Origin of the sequence: Flavobacterium nitratireducens, assembly GCF_029625335.1 — a bacterium.
Classification (GTDB): Bacteria; Bacteroidota; Bacteroidia; order Flavobacteriales; family Flavobacteriaceae; genus Flavobacterium; species Flavobacterium nitratireducens.
This window is the reverse complement of record NZ_CP121111.1, coordinates 372,669-388,938: the sequence shown is the minus strand read 5'-3', so window position 1 is coordinate 388,938 and position 16,270 is coordinate 372,669. Positions and strand designations below refer to the sequence as shown.

Below are 16,270 nucleotides of genomic sequence, written 5' to 3'. Positions count from 1 at the left end.
TTGTTTAAATGTAGTTAAGTTATTACTAATATTCGTCATTTGAATCATCAGATTCATCGTCAATAATTTCTTCATCCTCCTCTTCATCATCATCCTCAACAGGTCCTTCATCTTCTAATACTTCTAAAACAGGTTTAACTCTCTCGATTGCTTCTGCTTGAATTACATTTCCTTCTTCATCAACAACTACTTCCTCTTCTTCGTCCTTCATTACTTTTGCAACAGCAGCAATAGAATCATTTCCTTTCAAGTTAATCAACTTTACACCTTGAGTTGCACGACCCATTACTCTTAGATCTTCAATAGCCATTCGGATAGTTAATCCTGATTTATTGATAATCATTAAGTCATCTGCATCCGTTACCGCAGAAATCGAAATTAAGCTTCCTGTCTTTTCAGTAATATTAAGTGTTTTGACACCTTTACCTCCACGGTTTGTGATTCGGTATACATCTACACCATCATCTTCAACCAATTTAGTACGTTTACCATATCCATTTTCAGTTACAACTAAAATTTGAGAATCACTAATTGCATCTTTATCAACAGTTACCATGCCAATCACTTCGTCTTTCTCGTCTTTCAAGGTAATTCCGCGAACACCAGAAGCAGTTCTTCCCATTGGACGCTGTCTTTGTTTCTTCAAAACGAACTAACTTACCAGATTTAACTGCTAAGATAATTTGGCTTTCTCCATTAGTCAATTCAGCACCTAATAATTCATCACCTTCTTTAATCGTAATTGCAGCAACTCCATTAGCTCTTGGTTTAGAATATTTCTCTAAAGAAGTTTTCTTAACCTGACCTTGCTTAGTTACCATCACTAAGTTATGAGTCTTGATATAATCCTGATCTTTTAAATCTTGAGTACAAATGAAGGCTTTAACCTTATCATCACTTTCAATATTAATCAAGTTTTGGATGGCTCTTCCTTTAGCTGTTTTCGTTCCTTCTGGAATTTCATAAACACGCATCCAGAAACATTTTCCTTTTTGAGTAAAGAACATCATGTATTGGTGGTTTGTAGCCACAAACATATGTTCCAAGAAATCTTGATCTCTAGTTCCTGCACTCTTCTGTCCTACTCCTCCTCTATTTTGGGTTTTGTATTCAGATAAGTTCGTACGTTTAATATATCCAGCGTGAGAAATTGTAATAACCACATTTTCATCTGCAATTAAATCCTCTATACTTACATCACCACCCGAATATTCGATTGTTGAACGACGTTCGTCACCATATTTGTCACGAATCTCGATTAATTCTTCTTTGATAACATTTGTTCTTAAGTTAACATCTGCTAATAAAGCTTTTAAATGCTCAATTAACTTCATTAACTCTTCATATTCAGCCCTTAACTTATCTTGTTCCAGACCTGTTAATTGACGCAAACGCATCTCAACAATTGCTCTAGCCTGAATATCCGAAAGATTAAATCTTTCGATTAATTTATCACGAGCTTCTTCCGTATTCTTAGAACCTCTAATTAACGCAATTACTTCATCTATATTATCAGAAGCAATAATTAATCCTTCTAAGATATGCGCTCTTTCTTCTGCTTTGCGTAATTCGAATTGTGTTCTACGAATAACAACATCGTGGCGGTGTTCAACAAAATAATGAATCAGATCTTTCAGATTCAACATTTGTGGACGACCTTTTACCAATGCAATATTATTAACACTGAAAGATGATTGTAATTGAGTAAACTTGAATAAAGTATTTAAAACTACGTTTGGTGTTGCATCACGTTTCAAAATATAAACGATACGCATACCATTTCGATCCGATTCGTCACGAATATTGACTATTCCTTCAATTTTTTTCTCGTTAACTAAATCTGCAGTACGTTTAATCATATCTGCTTTGTTAACCTGATAAGGAATTTCAGTAACAACAATACATTCTCTTCCTTCAACTTCCTCAAAAACAACTTTAGCACGCATTACAACACGTCCTCTACCTGTTTTGAATGCTTCACGAACACCCTCATAACCATAAATCACTCCTCCGGTAGGGAAATCTGGAGCTTTAATATGAGTCATTAACTCATCGATTTCGATATCATTGTTATCAATGTAAGCCAATGTACCATTTACTACTTCAGTAAGGTTGTGTGGAGGCATGTTTGTAGCCATACCTACTGCAATACCAGTCGCTCCGTTTACTAATAAAGTAGGAACACGTGTAGGCATTACTTTTGGCTCATACAAAGTATCGTCAAAGTTCAATTGAAAATCAACCGTTTCTTTTTCGATATCAGCCAAGATTTCTTCTGAAATCTTTTTCATTCTAGCCTCGGTATAACGCATCGCAGCTGGACTATCACCATCTACAGATCCAAAGTTACCTTGACCATCAATTAACAAATAACGCATACTCCACTCCTGTGCCATACGCACCATAGTATCATATACTGATGTATCTCCGTGTGGGTGGTACTTTCCTAAAACTTCCCCAACAATTCTTGCCGATTTTTTATGAGCAGATCTTGAAGTTACTCCTAAATCATACATACCATAAAGTACTCTTCGATGCACAGGTTTCAAACCATCTCTAACATCAGGAAGCGCTCTGGATACAATTACCGACATCGAATAATCGATGTAAGCTGATTTCATTTCATCTTCTATGTTAATAGGAATTAACTTTTCTCCTTCAGACATAAGTTGTTATATTAATTAATTATATTCATTTCAAAACGTGCCAATATACGGATTTTTGAAATTTCTAAAAGCTTTTCAAGCTACTAATTTCAACGATTTATTAACAAATTAACATTAAGTTTTGTTTACTAATTCCAAAGAAAAAACAAGCTTTTTTATCATTTTTTTTGTCAATTAGCTAAAAGAAGTACTTGGGTACGGTTTTTGTTTTTCAATTAGTAATTCACTAAATTTACATTATTAGAAATAAATATTATGGATGACAATTTTTCACCAAGAGTAAAAGATGTTATTACTTACAGTAAAGAAGAAGCTTTACGACTAGGTCATGACTTCATTGGGACAGAACACTTGATGCTTGGTATCCTTAGAGATGGTAATGGGAAAGCAATACAGATATTAAACAATTTATCTATAGACCTTGATCATTTGCGTAGAAAGGTAGAAATCCTAAGTCCTGCAATCCCTGGAATAGACAACAATTTAGAAAAGAAAAACTTACACTTGACCCGTCAGGCAGAGCGCGCGCTCAAAACAACCTTTTTAGAAGCTAAGGTTTTCCAAAGCCCATCGGTAAGTACAGCACACTTGTTGTTGTGTATTTTAAGAAACGAAAACGATCCTACAACCAAGCTATTAAATAAACTAAAAATAGATTACGATGTAGCCAAAGAACAATATTTAAATATGACACCAAACGAAGAAGAATTCTTAGAAAACTTACCAAGAGTTACTGACTCTTACAATGACGATTTAGGACAAGATGACAGTCTAAAAGAAGGCAATTTTAATAATCCTGCTAACAAGTCCAATAAAAAATCTAAAACTCCGGTTTTGGACAATTTTGGTAGAGATTTAACAGATATGGCCGAAGAAGGCAAACTTGATCCTGTGGTAGGTCGCGAAAAAGAAATTGAACGTGTTTGCCAAATTTTGAGCCGTCGTAAAAAAAACAACCCTTTACTAATTGGTGAACCTGGAGTGGGTAAATCAGCTATTGCCGAAGGATTAGCATTACGAATCATCCAAAAGAAAGTTTCTAGAATCCTATTCAATAAACGAGTAGTTACCTTAGATCTAGCTAGCTTAGTTGCCGGTACTAAATACAGAGGACAGTTTGAAGAAAGAATGAAAGCTGTAATGAATGAGCTAGAAAAAAATGACGATATCATTCTTTTCATTGACGAGATTCACACTATTGTAGGCGCTGGAGGTGCTACTGGCTCTTTAGACGCTTCTAATATGTTCAAACCTGCATTAGCAAGAGGTGAAATCCAATGCATTGGAGCTACAACATTAGACGAATACAGACAATACATAGAAAAAGATGGTGCTCTAGAAAGACGTTTTCAAAAAATTATTGTAGAACCTACTTCTGTAGAGGAAACAATTACCATTTTGAATAACGTTAAAAACAAATACGAAGACCACCACAATGTTACTTACACACCTGAAGCTATTGAAGCTTGTGTAAAATTAACAAATCGATACATGTCGGAACGTTTCTTGCCAGACAAAGCTATTGATGCAATGGACGAGGCTGGTTCTCGTGTACATATTACTAATATTGAAGTTCCAAAGAAAATATTAGACTTAGAACGTCAATTAGAAGAAATTAGAGAATTAAAAAATGCCGTTGTTAAAAAACAAAAATACGAGGAAGCTGCTAAACTTCGTGATGACGAAAAACGTCTTGAAAAAGATTTAGCAATTGCACAAGAACAATGGGAAGAAGACGCTAAAAGCAATCGTATTCAAGTAACAGAAGACAATGTTGCAGATGTTGTTTCTATGATGACTGGAATCCCTGTAAATCGTATCGCACAAACTGAAAGTAACAAGTTAGCTAAATTACCTGAACTTATTGAAAGTAAAGTAATTGGTCAAAAAGAAGCGGTTATTAAAATTGCTCGTTCAATTCAAAGAAATCGTGCCGGTTTAAAAGACCCTAACAGACCTATTGGATCATTTATTTTCTTAGGACAAACAGGAGTAGGTAAAACACAATTAGCAAAAGTTTTAGCAAAAGAATTATTCGATTCTGAAGATGCTTTAGTTCGTATCGACATGAGCGAATACATGGAGAAATTTGCTATTTCTCGTTTAATTGGAGCACCTCCAGGATACGTTGGTTACGAAGAAGGTGGACAATTAACCGAAAAAGTACGCAGAAAACCATATGCAGTTGTTCTTTTAGACGAAATTGAAAAAGCACATCCCGATGTATTTAATATGTTATTACAAGTATTAGATGATGGATTCTTAACAGATAGTTTAGGTAGAAAAATCGACTTTAAAAACACCATAATCATTATGACTTCTAACGTAGGAGCACGACAATTAAAAGATTTTGGTCAAGGAGTTGGTTTTGGAACAGCAGCTAAAGTTGCTCAGGCAGATGATAATTCGAAAAGTATCATTGAAAATGCTTTAAAGAAAACTTTTGCGCCAGAATTCTTAAACAGAATTGATGATGTAATTGTGTTTAATGCTTTAGAAAAACATGATATTGATTTAATTATCGAAATCGAGTTGAAAAAATTATATGCTAGAATTGCTGATTTAGGATATATCTTAAAACTTTCTGACGAAGCAAAAGCTTTTATTGCCGAAAAAGGTTTCGACAAACAATTTGGAGCAAGACCTCTTAAAAGAGCGATCCAAAAATACGTTGAAGATGCTTTAGCAGAAGAAATTATTACTTCTAAGATAGCTGCTGGTGACGAAATTTTCATGGATATCGAAGAAGGTACTCAAGAATTAAAAGTTAAAATCAACAAGGCAGGAGAAACAACTAATTTGTAACTCTCCAGCAAAAGCATACCAAAACCCGTTACGTTTTCATAACGTAACGGGTTTATTCATTTAACATATTTCCCATCAATATAAATAACAAATAACTACATTTGAAGTTTGAAAACACAGACCAATTCAACCAATATCAAAATGAATAAATTAGTAGTAGGCAGCGAAGAATGGTGTTCTTTTCCTGAATTAGGAATTCCAATAATTAAAGCAAGAGTTGATTCTGGCGCAAAAACCTCTGCTCTTCATGCTATTAATATTGCTCCATTTATTAAAGATGATTCCAATTGGGTTAAGTTTGACATTAATCCCATCCAAAACAATTCAAAAACCATCATTCATTGTGAAGCTCCTTTGATCGACAAAAGAATTGTAAAAAGTTCAAGTGGCTATAGAGAACAACGCTATGTAATTCAAACCAATCTTAAAATTGGAGAATCGGTATGGCCTATAGAAATGACATTGACAAACAGGGACACTATGGGTTTCCGAATGCTTTTAGGTCGTGAGGCAATGAGTGGTAGAATATTAGTTGATCCTGAGCAGCAATTCCTTTTAGGAGAACCCACAAACGACAGTATAAAAGAAATCTATAAAAATTCTGAAAAAGCACCTAGCGGATTACGTATAGGTTTGTTAGCCAGCAATCCTGAATTATATAGCAACAAAAGAATTATGGAGGCTGGAGAAATGCGAGGTCACGAAATGCATTTTTTAAACATCAAAGAATGTTACATCAAACTCGATGCTAAAAAACCTGAAATTCATTATAGAGGTGGTAAAATATTAAACGAATTTGACGCTATTATTCCTAGAATTCGTCCGAGTATCACGTTTTATGGTTGCTCTTTAACAAGACAATTCGAAGCCTTAAATGTATTTTGTTTGAATTCATCTACAGCTATTACTCAATCAAGAGATAAACTGTTCTCATTGCAATTATTACTGCAAAGTGGCATTGGTATCCCGACGACAGGTTTCGCCAATTCTCCATTAGATACCGACGACTTAATCAAAATGGTGGGTGGTTCTCCTCTTATTATCAAATTATTAGAAGGAACTCAGGGTAAAGGAGTTGTATTAGCTGAAACTAAAAAAGCTGCAGAAAGTGTCATCAATGCTTTTAAAAGTTTAAATGCCAATATTTTAGTACAAGAATTTATTAAAGAAGCTAACGGAAAAGATATTCGATGTTTTGTAATTGACGGAAAAGTAGTTGCTTCTATTCAACGCGAAGCCATGCCGGGCGAATTTAGGGCAAATATCCATCTTGGAGGGACGGCTTCAGTTATTAAAGCTACATCGGAAGAGAAGAAAATTGCCATCAAAGCTGCAAAGGCTATGGATTTAAGAGTCGCCGGAGTAGACATTATCCGTTCTTCAAAAGGACCTTTACTATTAGAAGTAAATTCATCCCCAGGTCTTGAAGGAATCGAAACAGCAACCAATAAAGATATTGCAGGAGAAATGATTAGAGCAATTGAAAAAAACTTTAAAATAGAATCTAAACAGAAAGAACTATAAAGACAATTGAAACTAGGGCCAACAAAAGACCAACAAAATTTAGTTTTGATAACTTTTCTTTAAATGCAATAATTCCAACTACACTTCCTAAAAAAATAACTCCCATATTCATCCCTGCAAAAACAGTGGATGGATTGGTGGAGTAAAACTGATGCGCTTTAAGATAAAAAAGAATATTCCCAAAATTCAAACATCCAACAAGCAATCCAAAAATAAAATTTTTGATTTCAATTGTATTTTTAAATTTTAAGTTTTCATATACTACAATAATTGACATTATCAGTAGCGCAATTGCAAAGATTACAAATAAAGAAGTCGTATAGGATACTAAAGTAAATGCGGCAACTTTTTTAAACAATATATCAATTACACCAAAACCTAAGAAAACTAAAATTGGATATTTCAAATTAGTATTTCCAATATCTGATGTTTTATACAAAACACAAAATAAAGCTAGAAAACCAATTACTATTCCGATAAGTTTTATCAAAGAAAAAATCTCACCAAAAACCAACCATGCGGCAAGTATAGAAACAAACAGAGACAATCGCTGTGCTGCATCCGTCTTTACAATGCCAATGTTTTTGATAGAAGTAATTAAAAACATAAATACAACTGGTAACAAAACCCCTAAACTAATATACAAAAATAAAGGAGCTTCAGTATTAATTTTTTCCACCTCAGGAGAAAAAACAGTATAACAAAGTAATAGTGCAAAAACGTAATTAAACAGTACAATTTGTTTTGCATTAGTCGATCTTGATTTAGCAATTTTAAAAACAACCCCTACCGAAACACTACAAATCACACTTAAAAACAAATACAACATAACAATTTTTTAGGTAATGTGGTCAAAAATGGTTGGTGATTTTTCATTTTGGATTAGTTAAATTAGGCTGTCAAATTGAAGAGGAAGTTGGCTCTGCTGAGGAGCAACCAACCAGCAATAAATTTGATGATTATACGATAATTAAAAGGATAGTTTTTAGCTATCCTTTTTTTGTTTAATTATCGGCAATCTGATATGGCTTAGAAAAACCTATTTCAGATTTGGTTTTTATAATATAAATACCATTTCAAGAAGTTCTTCCTATTGGCTAAACTTAATCCTCTATGGATATTCAAGTTGCCTTTTAAGTGTCCAAAAAAGGATTCTAGAGAGTTTGTTGAGTTGGGTATTTTGTCATCCTTCAAGTACAGGAACATATTAGGTATAGCTTTTTTGATTACATTAAATGATCTTCTAACCATTTTATGAGTATACCAATATCTTCCTGTTTCAATATTAGATGATTTTTGGTTAATAAAATCTCTATATCGTTCTTCCCATTGAATGAGTTCTATTAGCCATAATTGTCGTTTGTATTCAGAATCAATATGATGGATTTTTATTGCTATTTGTTTGAGTTCAAAACCTGATTTATGTTTAGGGTTCTGTGTAAGCCATATTCTACACATTCTTGAAACATGGACTAAACATCGTTGAAAAGGTACTCTTGGACAAACTTTTTTAATGGCCTTTATAGATGATTTATCTCCATCAGATGTAATGCTTTTTATTTTGATTCCTAGACTTAATAAATTTTGCAAGTCTTCTGCTATTTCTTCAAAATGCTCTCCATTAGTCATTCTATAAAGCTGTGTCGACTTTAAATGAAAGTTTCTATAAACCACCAGACAAATATCGTTAGGAAAATAAGTTCCATCAATTACCAGGTAAATTTCATCTGTTGAACTAAATTCTAAAATTGGAGCTTTGGATAGCATTTTAGAAAAATAACGTTGTAATGTACTTTTGCTATACCCTGATTCGACCGATATTTTATCAAATGTATCTTTCCCTATTACCCAGTTTCTAAACCAAATTTCTTTATTAGAATCCGAAACTGATTTATTATTTGATGTAAATAATTGTCCGCAATCTTTGCACTTAAATCGTTGTTTATTTTCTCTTTTTCCCCATTTAATAGTTTGAAGACTTTTACATGTGGGACAGCGCTTTTTTTGAGTTATTCATAAATAAAAAAAGTTTATTGAAACGAATTTCAATAAACTTTCGGAAACATCATATTTCACAATGCTTTGCAGCGTTTTTACCAACCATTTTTGACTATTAAACCATTTTTTAAAAACAAAAATTCATAAAAAAGCCCCAAAAGTATATACTATCGGGGCAATCTTAGCTTCAAAACTTTAATTATTAAGCTTTATTTTTAATTACCAATCGGAAACCTTCACCATGAATATTTAAAATTTCAACATCTTCATCTTGTTTCAAATATTTACGCAATTTGGCAATATAAACATCCATACTTCTAGAAGTAAAATAGTTATCATCTCTCCAAATTTTAGTAAGAGCCAGTTCTCTTGGCATTAAATCATTCTCATGAAGAATTAACATTTTTAATAATTCATTCTCCTTTGGAGAAAGTTTAACTGGTTCTTCACCAGCAAAACTTAAGAAACGTAATTTAGAATTCAAATGAAATTTACCAATTGTGAACTCAAATGGCACTTGTTCTGTTTTGACATCAGAAGCTTTTCTTTGAATAATTGCTTTGATTTTCATCAATAGAACTTCAGAGTCAAATGGCTTATTCAAATAATCATCAGCACCTGCTTTATATCCTTTTAAAACATCTTCTTTCATTGATTTAGCTGTAAGGAAGATAATAGGCACATCGGCATTTTTCTCTCTTATTTCTTTAGCTAATGTATAACCATCTTTGTAAGGCATCATTACATCTAGTATACACAAATCATAAGAATCTTTTTTAAACTTCTCAAAACCTTCCATACCATTTTTTGCTAAAGTAACATCAAAGTCATTTAACATCAAATAATCTTTAAGTACAGCTCCAAAATTCAAGTCATCTTCTACTAAGAGAATTTTTTTATTGCTATTTTCCATAATCTAATTTATTAGAGGTAATTTTATAATGAAGGTACTTCCTTTTCCCTTTTCGCTTTCTACATAAACTTGACCGTTGTGGTCCTCTACTATTCTTTTTACATAAGCCAAGCCTAAACCATGACCTTTAACATTATGTAAATCTCCGGTATGCTCTCGATAAAATTTTTCAAAAACCCTTTTCTGAGCCACTTTACTCATTCCTAATCCTTGATCTTTTACCTTTATGAGAATCATATCTTTAATATTCTCTGTATAAATATCTATTTGTGGTTCTTCTGGAGAATATTTAATTGCATTTTCCAAAATATTCACAATAACATTTGTAAAATGCACTTCATTAATCAAAACAGTAGTTCGTACAGCTTCAAAATGATTTCTTATTACTCCTCCTCTGTCTTGCAAAATCAAATTTACATGCTCAATAGCATCATAAATAACATCTTCTACATTACTTGACCCTTTTTCGATATCTAATTCTTTTTTCTCTAGTTTAGAAATACGTAATACATTTTCTACTTGAGCATGCATTCGTTTATTTTCATCCCTAATCATTTGTAAATAGCGAAAAACTTTTTCCTTATCTTCAATAATCTTTGGGTTTTTAATAGCATCTAAAGCTAAATTAATGGTAGCAATAGGTGTTTTAAACTCATGCGTCATATTGTTTATAAAATCGGTCTTAATCTCCGATATTTGACGTTGACGGATCAACTGATTTAAAGCACTTGTGTATGCAATTAAAATAATTAACGTAAAGACGATCGATAAGATTGTTATACTTACTAATTCTGACAAAAGAAATCGCTTCTTGTGGGGAAAAGTAATTGACAATCGATATTTTTCATTCCCTTCATTATCTGCTAAAATTGGAACGGAATAGGTAGCCTCTCTGTCAAAATGAAACCCATTTGATTTTATTTTCGTTTCAATTCCATTACTAAAAATGGCAAACTCAAATTTTGTATCAACTCCATATACTTCTAATTCTTTTTTAATGAGTCTTTGTAGGGTTTCCATAGACACCCTTTCTTCCAAAGGCATTGCAGAAGCTATATCTTTAAAGAAAATTTCAAACTGCGCATTGTCCAGTACATCTAAATTTCCGGATTTTTTTGTTATTTCATTCGGAACTAAATTTTGCTGTACACCAGGTTTATCAATATTATTGTTATTATAAACTTCAGTTACTCTTTTCGCACTTAAACTTTTAAATCGTTCACTACTAAATTTTTTATTAAATAAATCAGCCGTAATATCGTAATCTTCAGAAATGATACTATTAGAATAAACGATTGTTTTATTCGTTTTTAAATCTTTTTGGACGTAATAAATCTCGGATAAATCTTCTTTTTTAGGTAACTTACCTGTGCTATCTTTATAACTATTGTATTTAGCATAAAAGTTATAAGCCTCTTGTTTTTCAATTTTATCAGCAACATTATCTATTACTTGTGTAACATGATAACCAAATTGATCATCATTGTTTTTAAAAGAGGTATTAAACCAATACACCTGAACAAGTATTATCCCTATCAGGGACAAACTCATCAAAAGAACAAGAAATCTAAAAAATAATTTATTCATCAAAACAAAATTAATATTTTAACATTATGCCTGATAATACATTAACCAAACATTAACATCTGGCGTTTCAATTAATTAATCGATAAAATTTTAAGAAATTCATCCATTTTTCGCTTTGCGAGATTAATATTTATATTTTCTATAACAAAATCACTCTTTGAAATACGTTCATCATCTGTCCATTGAGCCTTCATTCGATTCAAAATTTGCGTTCTGTCAGTATCATCTCTTTCTAAAACCCTTGAAATTCTGGTTTCTATTGGTGCTGTTACCGTTATTATATTGTCAAAATCTGTATAACTACCGCTTTCAAATAAAATAGCGGATTCATAAAAAACCAAATTTGATTCCTGATGCTGTGTCAGCCAATTTTTAAAATCCTTTCTAACAGCAGGATGCACAATAGCATTTAAAGCTTTTAATTGAACGGGATCATTAAATACAATTTGTGCCAGTTTAGCTCTGTTTAATTGATTATTCTCAAAAATTTCTAGGCCAAATTTCTCTTTAATCGCATCTAGAACTTCTTGCTCCTGCATCACTTTCCTACCTGCATTATCAGCAATATAAACAGGATAACCTAAAGAAAATAAATAATTAGCTATTGTGGATTTACCACTGCCAATTCCTCCTGTTAAACCAATGATTTTCGGCTTCATTTTTTTACATTGAAAAATAAATTAGGAAAAGCTACTTCCGGTTTTTGTTTTAAAATAATCACTTTATAATAGGATTCCATAAAACCCATTCCGTAACCTAAAAATTGTTTCCAAACTGCTGTAACCGATAAATAACCAATTTTGACACTCCTATTTTGATAGGTTGAAACTAAAAAAATCATGAAAAAGTAAACACAATACAATTTAGATAAAAAATCATAAGTAAATACCAATAAAGCAACAGAAAGTGCTAATCCGATAACAAAAAAAGTTGGAAAAAAGAAAGTTAACTTACTATACTGAGGATACCAACTATTTAAAATTGGTCTTGCTTTACCAAATTTATTTACCTGAATTGAAAACTTTTCCCAATCAATCCTTCTTTTATGATACACATAGGCTGTAGGAATCAATCTTGTTTCAAAACCTAAATTCCATAAACGTATGGATAAATCCGGATCTTCTCCTGGATGAATATTCCCAAAACCTTTAGAAGCCTCAAATGCTTTACGAGAAATTCCCATATTAAAACTACGAGGCTGAAATTTTCCAATTTTTTCCGAACCTCCACGAATTCCTCCAGTAGTTAAAAACGAAGTCATTGCAAAATTAATTGCTTTTTGAATATCCGAAAAACTTTTTAAAGCACGATCAGGACCACCAAAACAATCTACATAATTCTCTTTCAAAGCCTTATCTACCTCAGATAAATATTCAGCTGGAATAATACAATCTGAATCAAAAATGATAAAATAGTCACCTTTTGCTACTTTCATTCCATAATTTCTAGAATCCCCAGGTCCTGAGTTTTCTTTAAAATGATACGCCATTGCGAGCTTACCTGCATATTTTCGGACTATATCATCACAACGAATAGAAGAGCCATCTTCCACTATAACAACTTCAAAAGCTTCTTTATAATCTAATTTTGATAAACTATCCAAAAGTTCATCTACTTCATCCGGACGATTATATACAGGAATAATCAAAGAAAAATACATATTCTTAAAAAAGGTATTAATGATACAATATAAATGTAATTTTTTAACAAAGATAGACTTTAAACAACAATTCGCCTTAACTTTAAATGCTTTTTATACATTTAAAATTAAGGCGAATCACTAATTTATCTTTGTAATTTTAGTTGAAAATTATTGCGCTATGCTTTCAACCTGAACCATTTCGTTAGCTTCTGTTTTATAATCAACACCAGCTAAATCAAATCCGAATAAGTTATAAAAATCTTTTCTATACCCTTCTAAATCACCAATTTCTGAAAGATTTTCGGTTGTAGCCTCAAGCCATAATTTAGCCACATTAGCCTGAACATCTTCTCGCATTTCCCAATCGTCAATACGGATTCTTCCTTTTTCGTCCACAGGAACATCAGCACCTGTAAATAATCTTTGTTGGTATAAACGTTGAATTTGTTCAATACACCCTTCGTGAATCCCTTTTTCTTTCATTGTTTTATACAATAAGGAAATATACAATGGAATTACAGGAATTGCCGAACTCGCTTGTGTCACTAATGCTTTATTAACAGAAACATATGCTTTACCGTTAATATCAGCTAAACTATCTGAAATGGTAAAAGAAGTAGCTTCTAAATGATCTTTAGCTCTACCAATTGTTCCTTTTCTATATACAGCCTCAGTTACCTCTGGCCCAATATAAGAATAGGCAACCGTTGTAGCTCCAGGTGCCAATAAATTTTCAGCTTTTAAAGCATCGATCCACATAGCCCAGTCTTCTCCACCCATAACAGCGATTGTATTTTCGATATCATCACCAGAACATGGTTCGATAGAAACTTCTGAAACTTTTCCAGTATGAAAATCTACTGTTTTATTAGTAAAAGTTCCTCCAATTGGTTTCAAAACAGAACGGTGCGTAACACCTGTATTAGGATTTGTACGTACTGGTGAAGCTAAACTATAAATTACTAAATCAACCTGACCCAAATCAGCTTTAATTAAATCTAAAGTCTCTCTTTTTACCTCATTAGAGAAAGCATCTCCATTGATACTTTTTGCATATAGACCTGCTTTGTGAGCCTCTTTTTCAAAAGCCGCAGAATTGTACCATCCCGGTGAAGCCGTTTTCCCAGGCATAGGTGGTTTTTCAAAAAACACTCCAATTGTAGCGGCATCAGAACCAAAAGCACTTGAAATTCTTGAAGCTAAACCAAATCCAGTAGAAGCACCAATTACCAATACTTTTTTAGCACCATCAATTGCTCCTTTTGATTTAACATAATCAATTTGATTTTTAACATTTTGCTCGCATCCAGCAGGGTGTGCTGTTAAGCAAATAAATCCTCTCATTCTAGGTTCTATGATCATAATGTATCAATATTATATTTTAATTTTTTCTTTAAGCAATCCATGAACAACTTTAATCAAAAAGCTATTATTTTTGGTTGGCAAATATAGGGCAATTTTTTAGTTCAACAAGGCTTTAGCATGATTTAGAGCCGAATCAGAAATTATTGCACCCGATAACATTTGAGCAATTTCCACCACTCTTTCATCATCTGTCAATAATTTCAACTCCGATTGAGTATCATCACCTATCGTAGATTTTGAAACTTTAAAATGAGCATCTCCTTTTGCCGCAATTTGCGGTAAATGAGTAATAGCAAAAATTTGCATTGTATGACTCATTTGTTTCATAATCTCTCCCATTTTGATGGCAATTTCTCCCGAAACTCCTGTATCAATTTCGTCGAAAATTAATGTTGGTAATTTGGAGTATTGTGCCAAAATAGCTTTAACAGCCAGCATGATACGTGACATCTCCCCTCCTGAAGCTACTTTTTTCAACAAACCAAAATCAGTTCCTTTATTAGCTGAAAATAAAAATTGCAATTCATCATTTCCGTTTGCAAAATAACTTTCGCCTTGCGTAACTTCTATATTAAAACGAACATTTGGCATTCCTAAAGTAGCCAAAATTCCTATCATCTTTTCAGATAAAAGCGGAATCGCTTCTACCCTATTATTGTGAATCGTATTGGCTAAGATATCTAATTGAGTAGTTTTTTGAATAATTTCAGCATTCAAATGAGCAATTTCCTCTTCAATATTTCCTAATTCAACGACTTCATTTTCTAATTGTAATTGAATTTCTAATAATTCGTCAACCGTAGCTACTTGATGCTTCTTTTGTAAATTGTAAATTAGTTGTAATTTTTGATTGGTTTGTTCCAATTGTTCTGGATCCAAAACAATTTTTTCCGAACAACGATTCATTTCACTAGAAATATCATCAAATTCAATAGCTAAGCTTGTTATACGCTCTAACAATTCCTGATATTCGGGTGCAAAAGAAGCAATTTTAGAAAGTGCGTTTTTAATCTCTTTCAAATTTCCGGAAACACCAAATTGCTCTTCGTTGGAAATAGCTAAAGATTTATCAATAGCCTCACGAATACTTTCAACATTATTAAGTTTTTCAAAAACACTTTCTAATTCTTCCTGTTCCCCAGCTTTTAATTGAGCCGTTTGCAATTCGTTCAATAAAAAAGTATGATACTCTTTTTCTTTATTAGATTCACTTTGTTTTTTTATAAGCGAATTTAATTTTGATTTATCCGATTTATAACTTTTAAGAAGTGACTGATATTCTGATATAATTTCTTGATTCACTGCAATTGCATCGATAATATCAAACTGTACATTTTCATCCGTCAATTCTCTGGTTTGTTGTTGCGAATGTATATCAATTAAAAACAAACCTAAATCCTGCAATTCTTGTAAGTTTACCGGACTATCATTCACAAATGCACGTGATTTTCCTGAAGGTAGAATTTCTCTTCTTATTATCGTTTCTTCTTCATAATCCAATTCATTTGCTTCGAAAAAAGCTTTTAAATTGTATTTTGAAATATCAAATTGCGCTTCAATAATGCATTTTTCTTCTTTGTTTTTTAACGAAGTTAAATCGGCTCTTTTTCCTAAAACTAATCCTAAAGCACCTAATATAATCGATTTTCCTGCTCCTGTTTCACCAGTAATAATTGAAAATCCTTTAGAAAAATCAATCGTCAATCTCTCAATTAAAGCATAATTTTTTATTGATAGCGCAGTAATCATTACTTGTATTTATTATGAGTT

At 32.3% G+C, this 16,270-nt stretch carries 10 protein-coding genes and 1 pseudogene; 2 read left to right on the top strand and 9 right to left on the bottom strand.

Features of this window, described 5'->3' with window-relative positions; translation table 11 throughout:
• Window positions 1-25 precede the first annotated feature (25 nt).
• A pseudogene (gyrA, locus tag P5P90_RS01855) lies at window positions 26-2,666 on the bottom strand (DNA gyrase subunit A).
• A 255-nt stretch (window positions 2,667-2,921) separates the two neighbouring features.
• Here gyrA and P5P90_RS01850 point away from each other — a divergent pair.
• Both P5P90_RS01850 and rimK read left to right on the top strand, forming a co-directional pair.
• Window positions 2,922-5,471 (top strand): ATP-dependent Clp protease ATP-binding subunit, encoded by a 2,550-nt coding sequence (locus P5P90_RS01850; protein WP_278035549.1) that lies wholly within the window; start codon window positions 2,922-2,924, stop codon window positions 5,469-5,471.
• A 141-nt stretch (window positions 5,472-5,612) separates the two neighbouring features.
• On the top strand, window positions 5,613-6,995 hold the full coding sequence (gene rimK / locus P5P90_RS01845; protein WP_422851719.1) for a 30S ribosomal protein S6--L-glutamate ligase: 1,383 nt from the start codon (window positions 5,613-5,615) through the stop codon (window positions 6,993-6,995).
• Here rimK and P5P90_RS01840 read toward each other — a convergent pair.
• The 8 genes from P5P90_RS01840 to recN all read right to left on the bottom strand — a co-directional run bounded on the left by P5P90_RS01840 (window position 6,976) and on the right by recN (window position 16,249).
• Window positions 6,976-7,824: an EamA family transporter gene (locus tag P5P90_RS01840; protein ID WP_278035548.1), complete on the bottom strand. Its 849-nt coding sequence runs from the start codon at window positions 7,822-7,824 to the stop codon at window positions 6,976-6,978. The genes rimK and P5P90_RS01840 overlap by 20 nt on opposite strands.
• 215 nt (window positions 7,825-8,039) lie before the next feature.
• Entirely contained in the window at window positions 8,040-9,008 is a 969-nt protein-coding gene (locus tag P5P90_RS01835; RefSeq protein WP_422851730.1) for an IS256 family transposase, variant Zn-binding type, read from the bottom strand.
• 187 nt (window positions 9,009-9,195) lie between these two features.
• Entirely contained in the window at window positions 9,196-9,906 is a 711-nt protein-coding gene (locus tag P5P90_RS01830) for a response regulator transcription factor (RefSeq protein ID WP_278035547.1), read from the bottom strand.
• 3 nt (window positions 9,907-9,909) lie between these two features.
• Window positions 9,910-11,493 carry a sensor histidine kinase gene (locus tag P5P90_RS01825; RefSeq protein WP_278035546.1) on the bottom strand — a complete coding sequence of 528 codons (1,584 nt, stop codon included), beginning with the start codon at window positions 11,491-11,493 and terminating at the stop codon, window positions 9,910-9,912.
• 71 nt (window positions 11,494-11,564) lie between these two features.
• A complete protein-coding gene (gene coaE, locus P5P90_RS01820; protein WP_278035545.1) occupies window positions 11,565-12,152 on the bottom strand; it encodes a dephospho-CoA kinase in 588 nt (195 codons plus the stop codon).
• On the bottom strand, window positions 12,149-13,153 hold the full coding sequence (locus P5P90_RS01815) for a glycosyltransferase family 2 protein (RefSeq protein ID WP_278035544.1): 1,005 nt from the start codon (window positions 13,151-13,153) through the stop codon (window positions 12,149-12,151). Before P5P90_RS01815 ends, coaE begins: the two co-directional genes overlap by 4 nt.
• A 150-nt stretch (window positions 13,154-13,303) precedes the next feature.
• A complete protein-coding gene (fabV, locus tag P5P90_RS01810) occupies window positions 13,304-14,497 on the bottom strand; it encodes an enoyl-ACP reductase FabV (protein WP_278035543.1) in 1,194 nt (397 codons plus the stop codon).
• Window positions 14,498-14,596: 99 nt separating this feature from the next.
• On the bottom strand, window positions 14,597-16,249 hold the full coding sequence (gene recN, locus P5P90_RS01805; RefSeq protein ID WP_278035542.1) for a DNA repair protein RecN: 1,653 nt from the start codon (window positions 16,247-16,249) through the stop codon (window positions 14,597-14,599).
• Window positions 16,250-16,270: the final 21 nt, after the last annotated feature.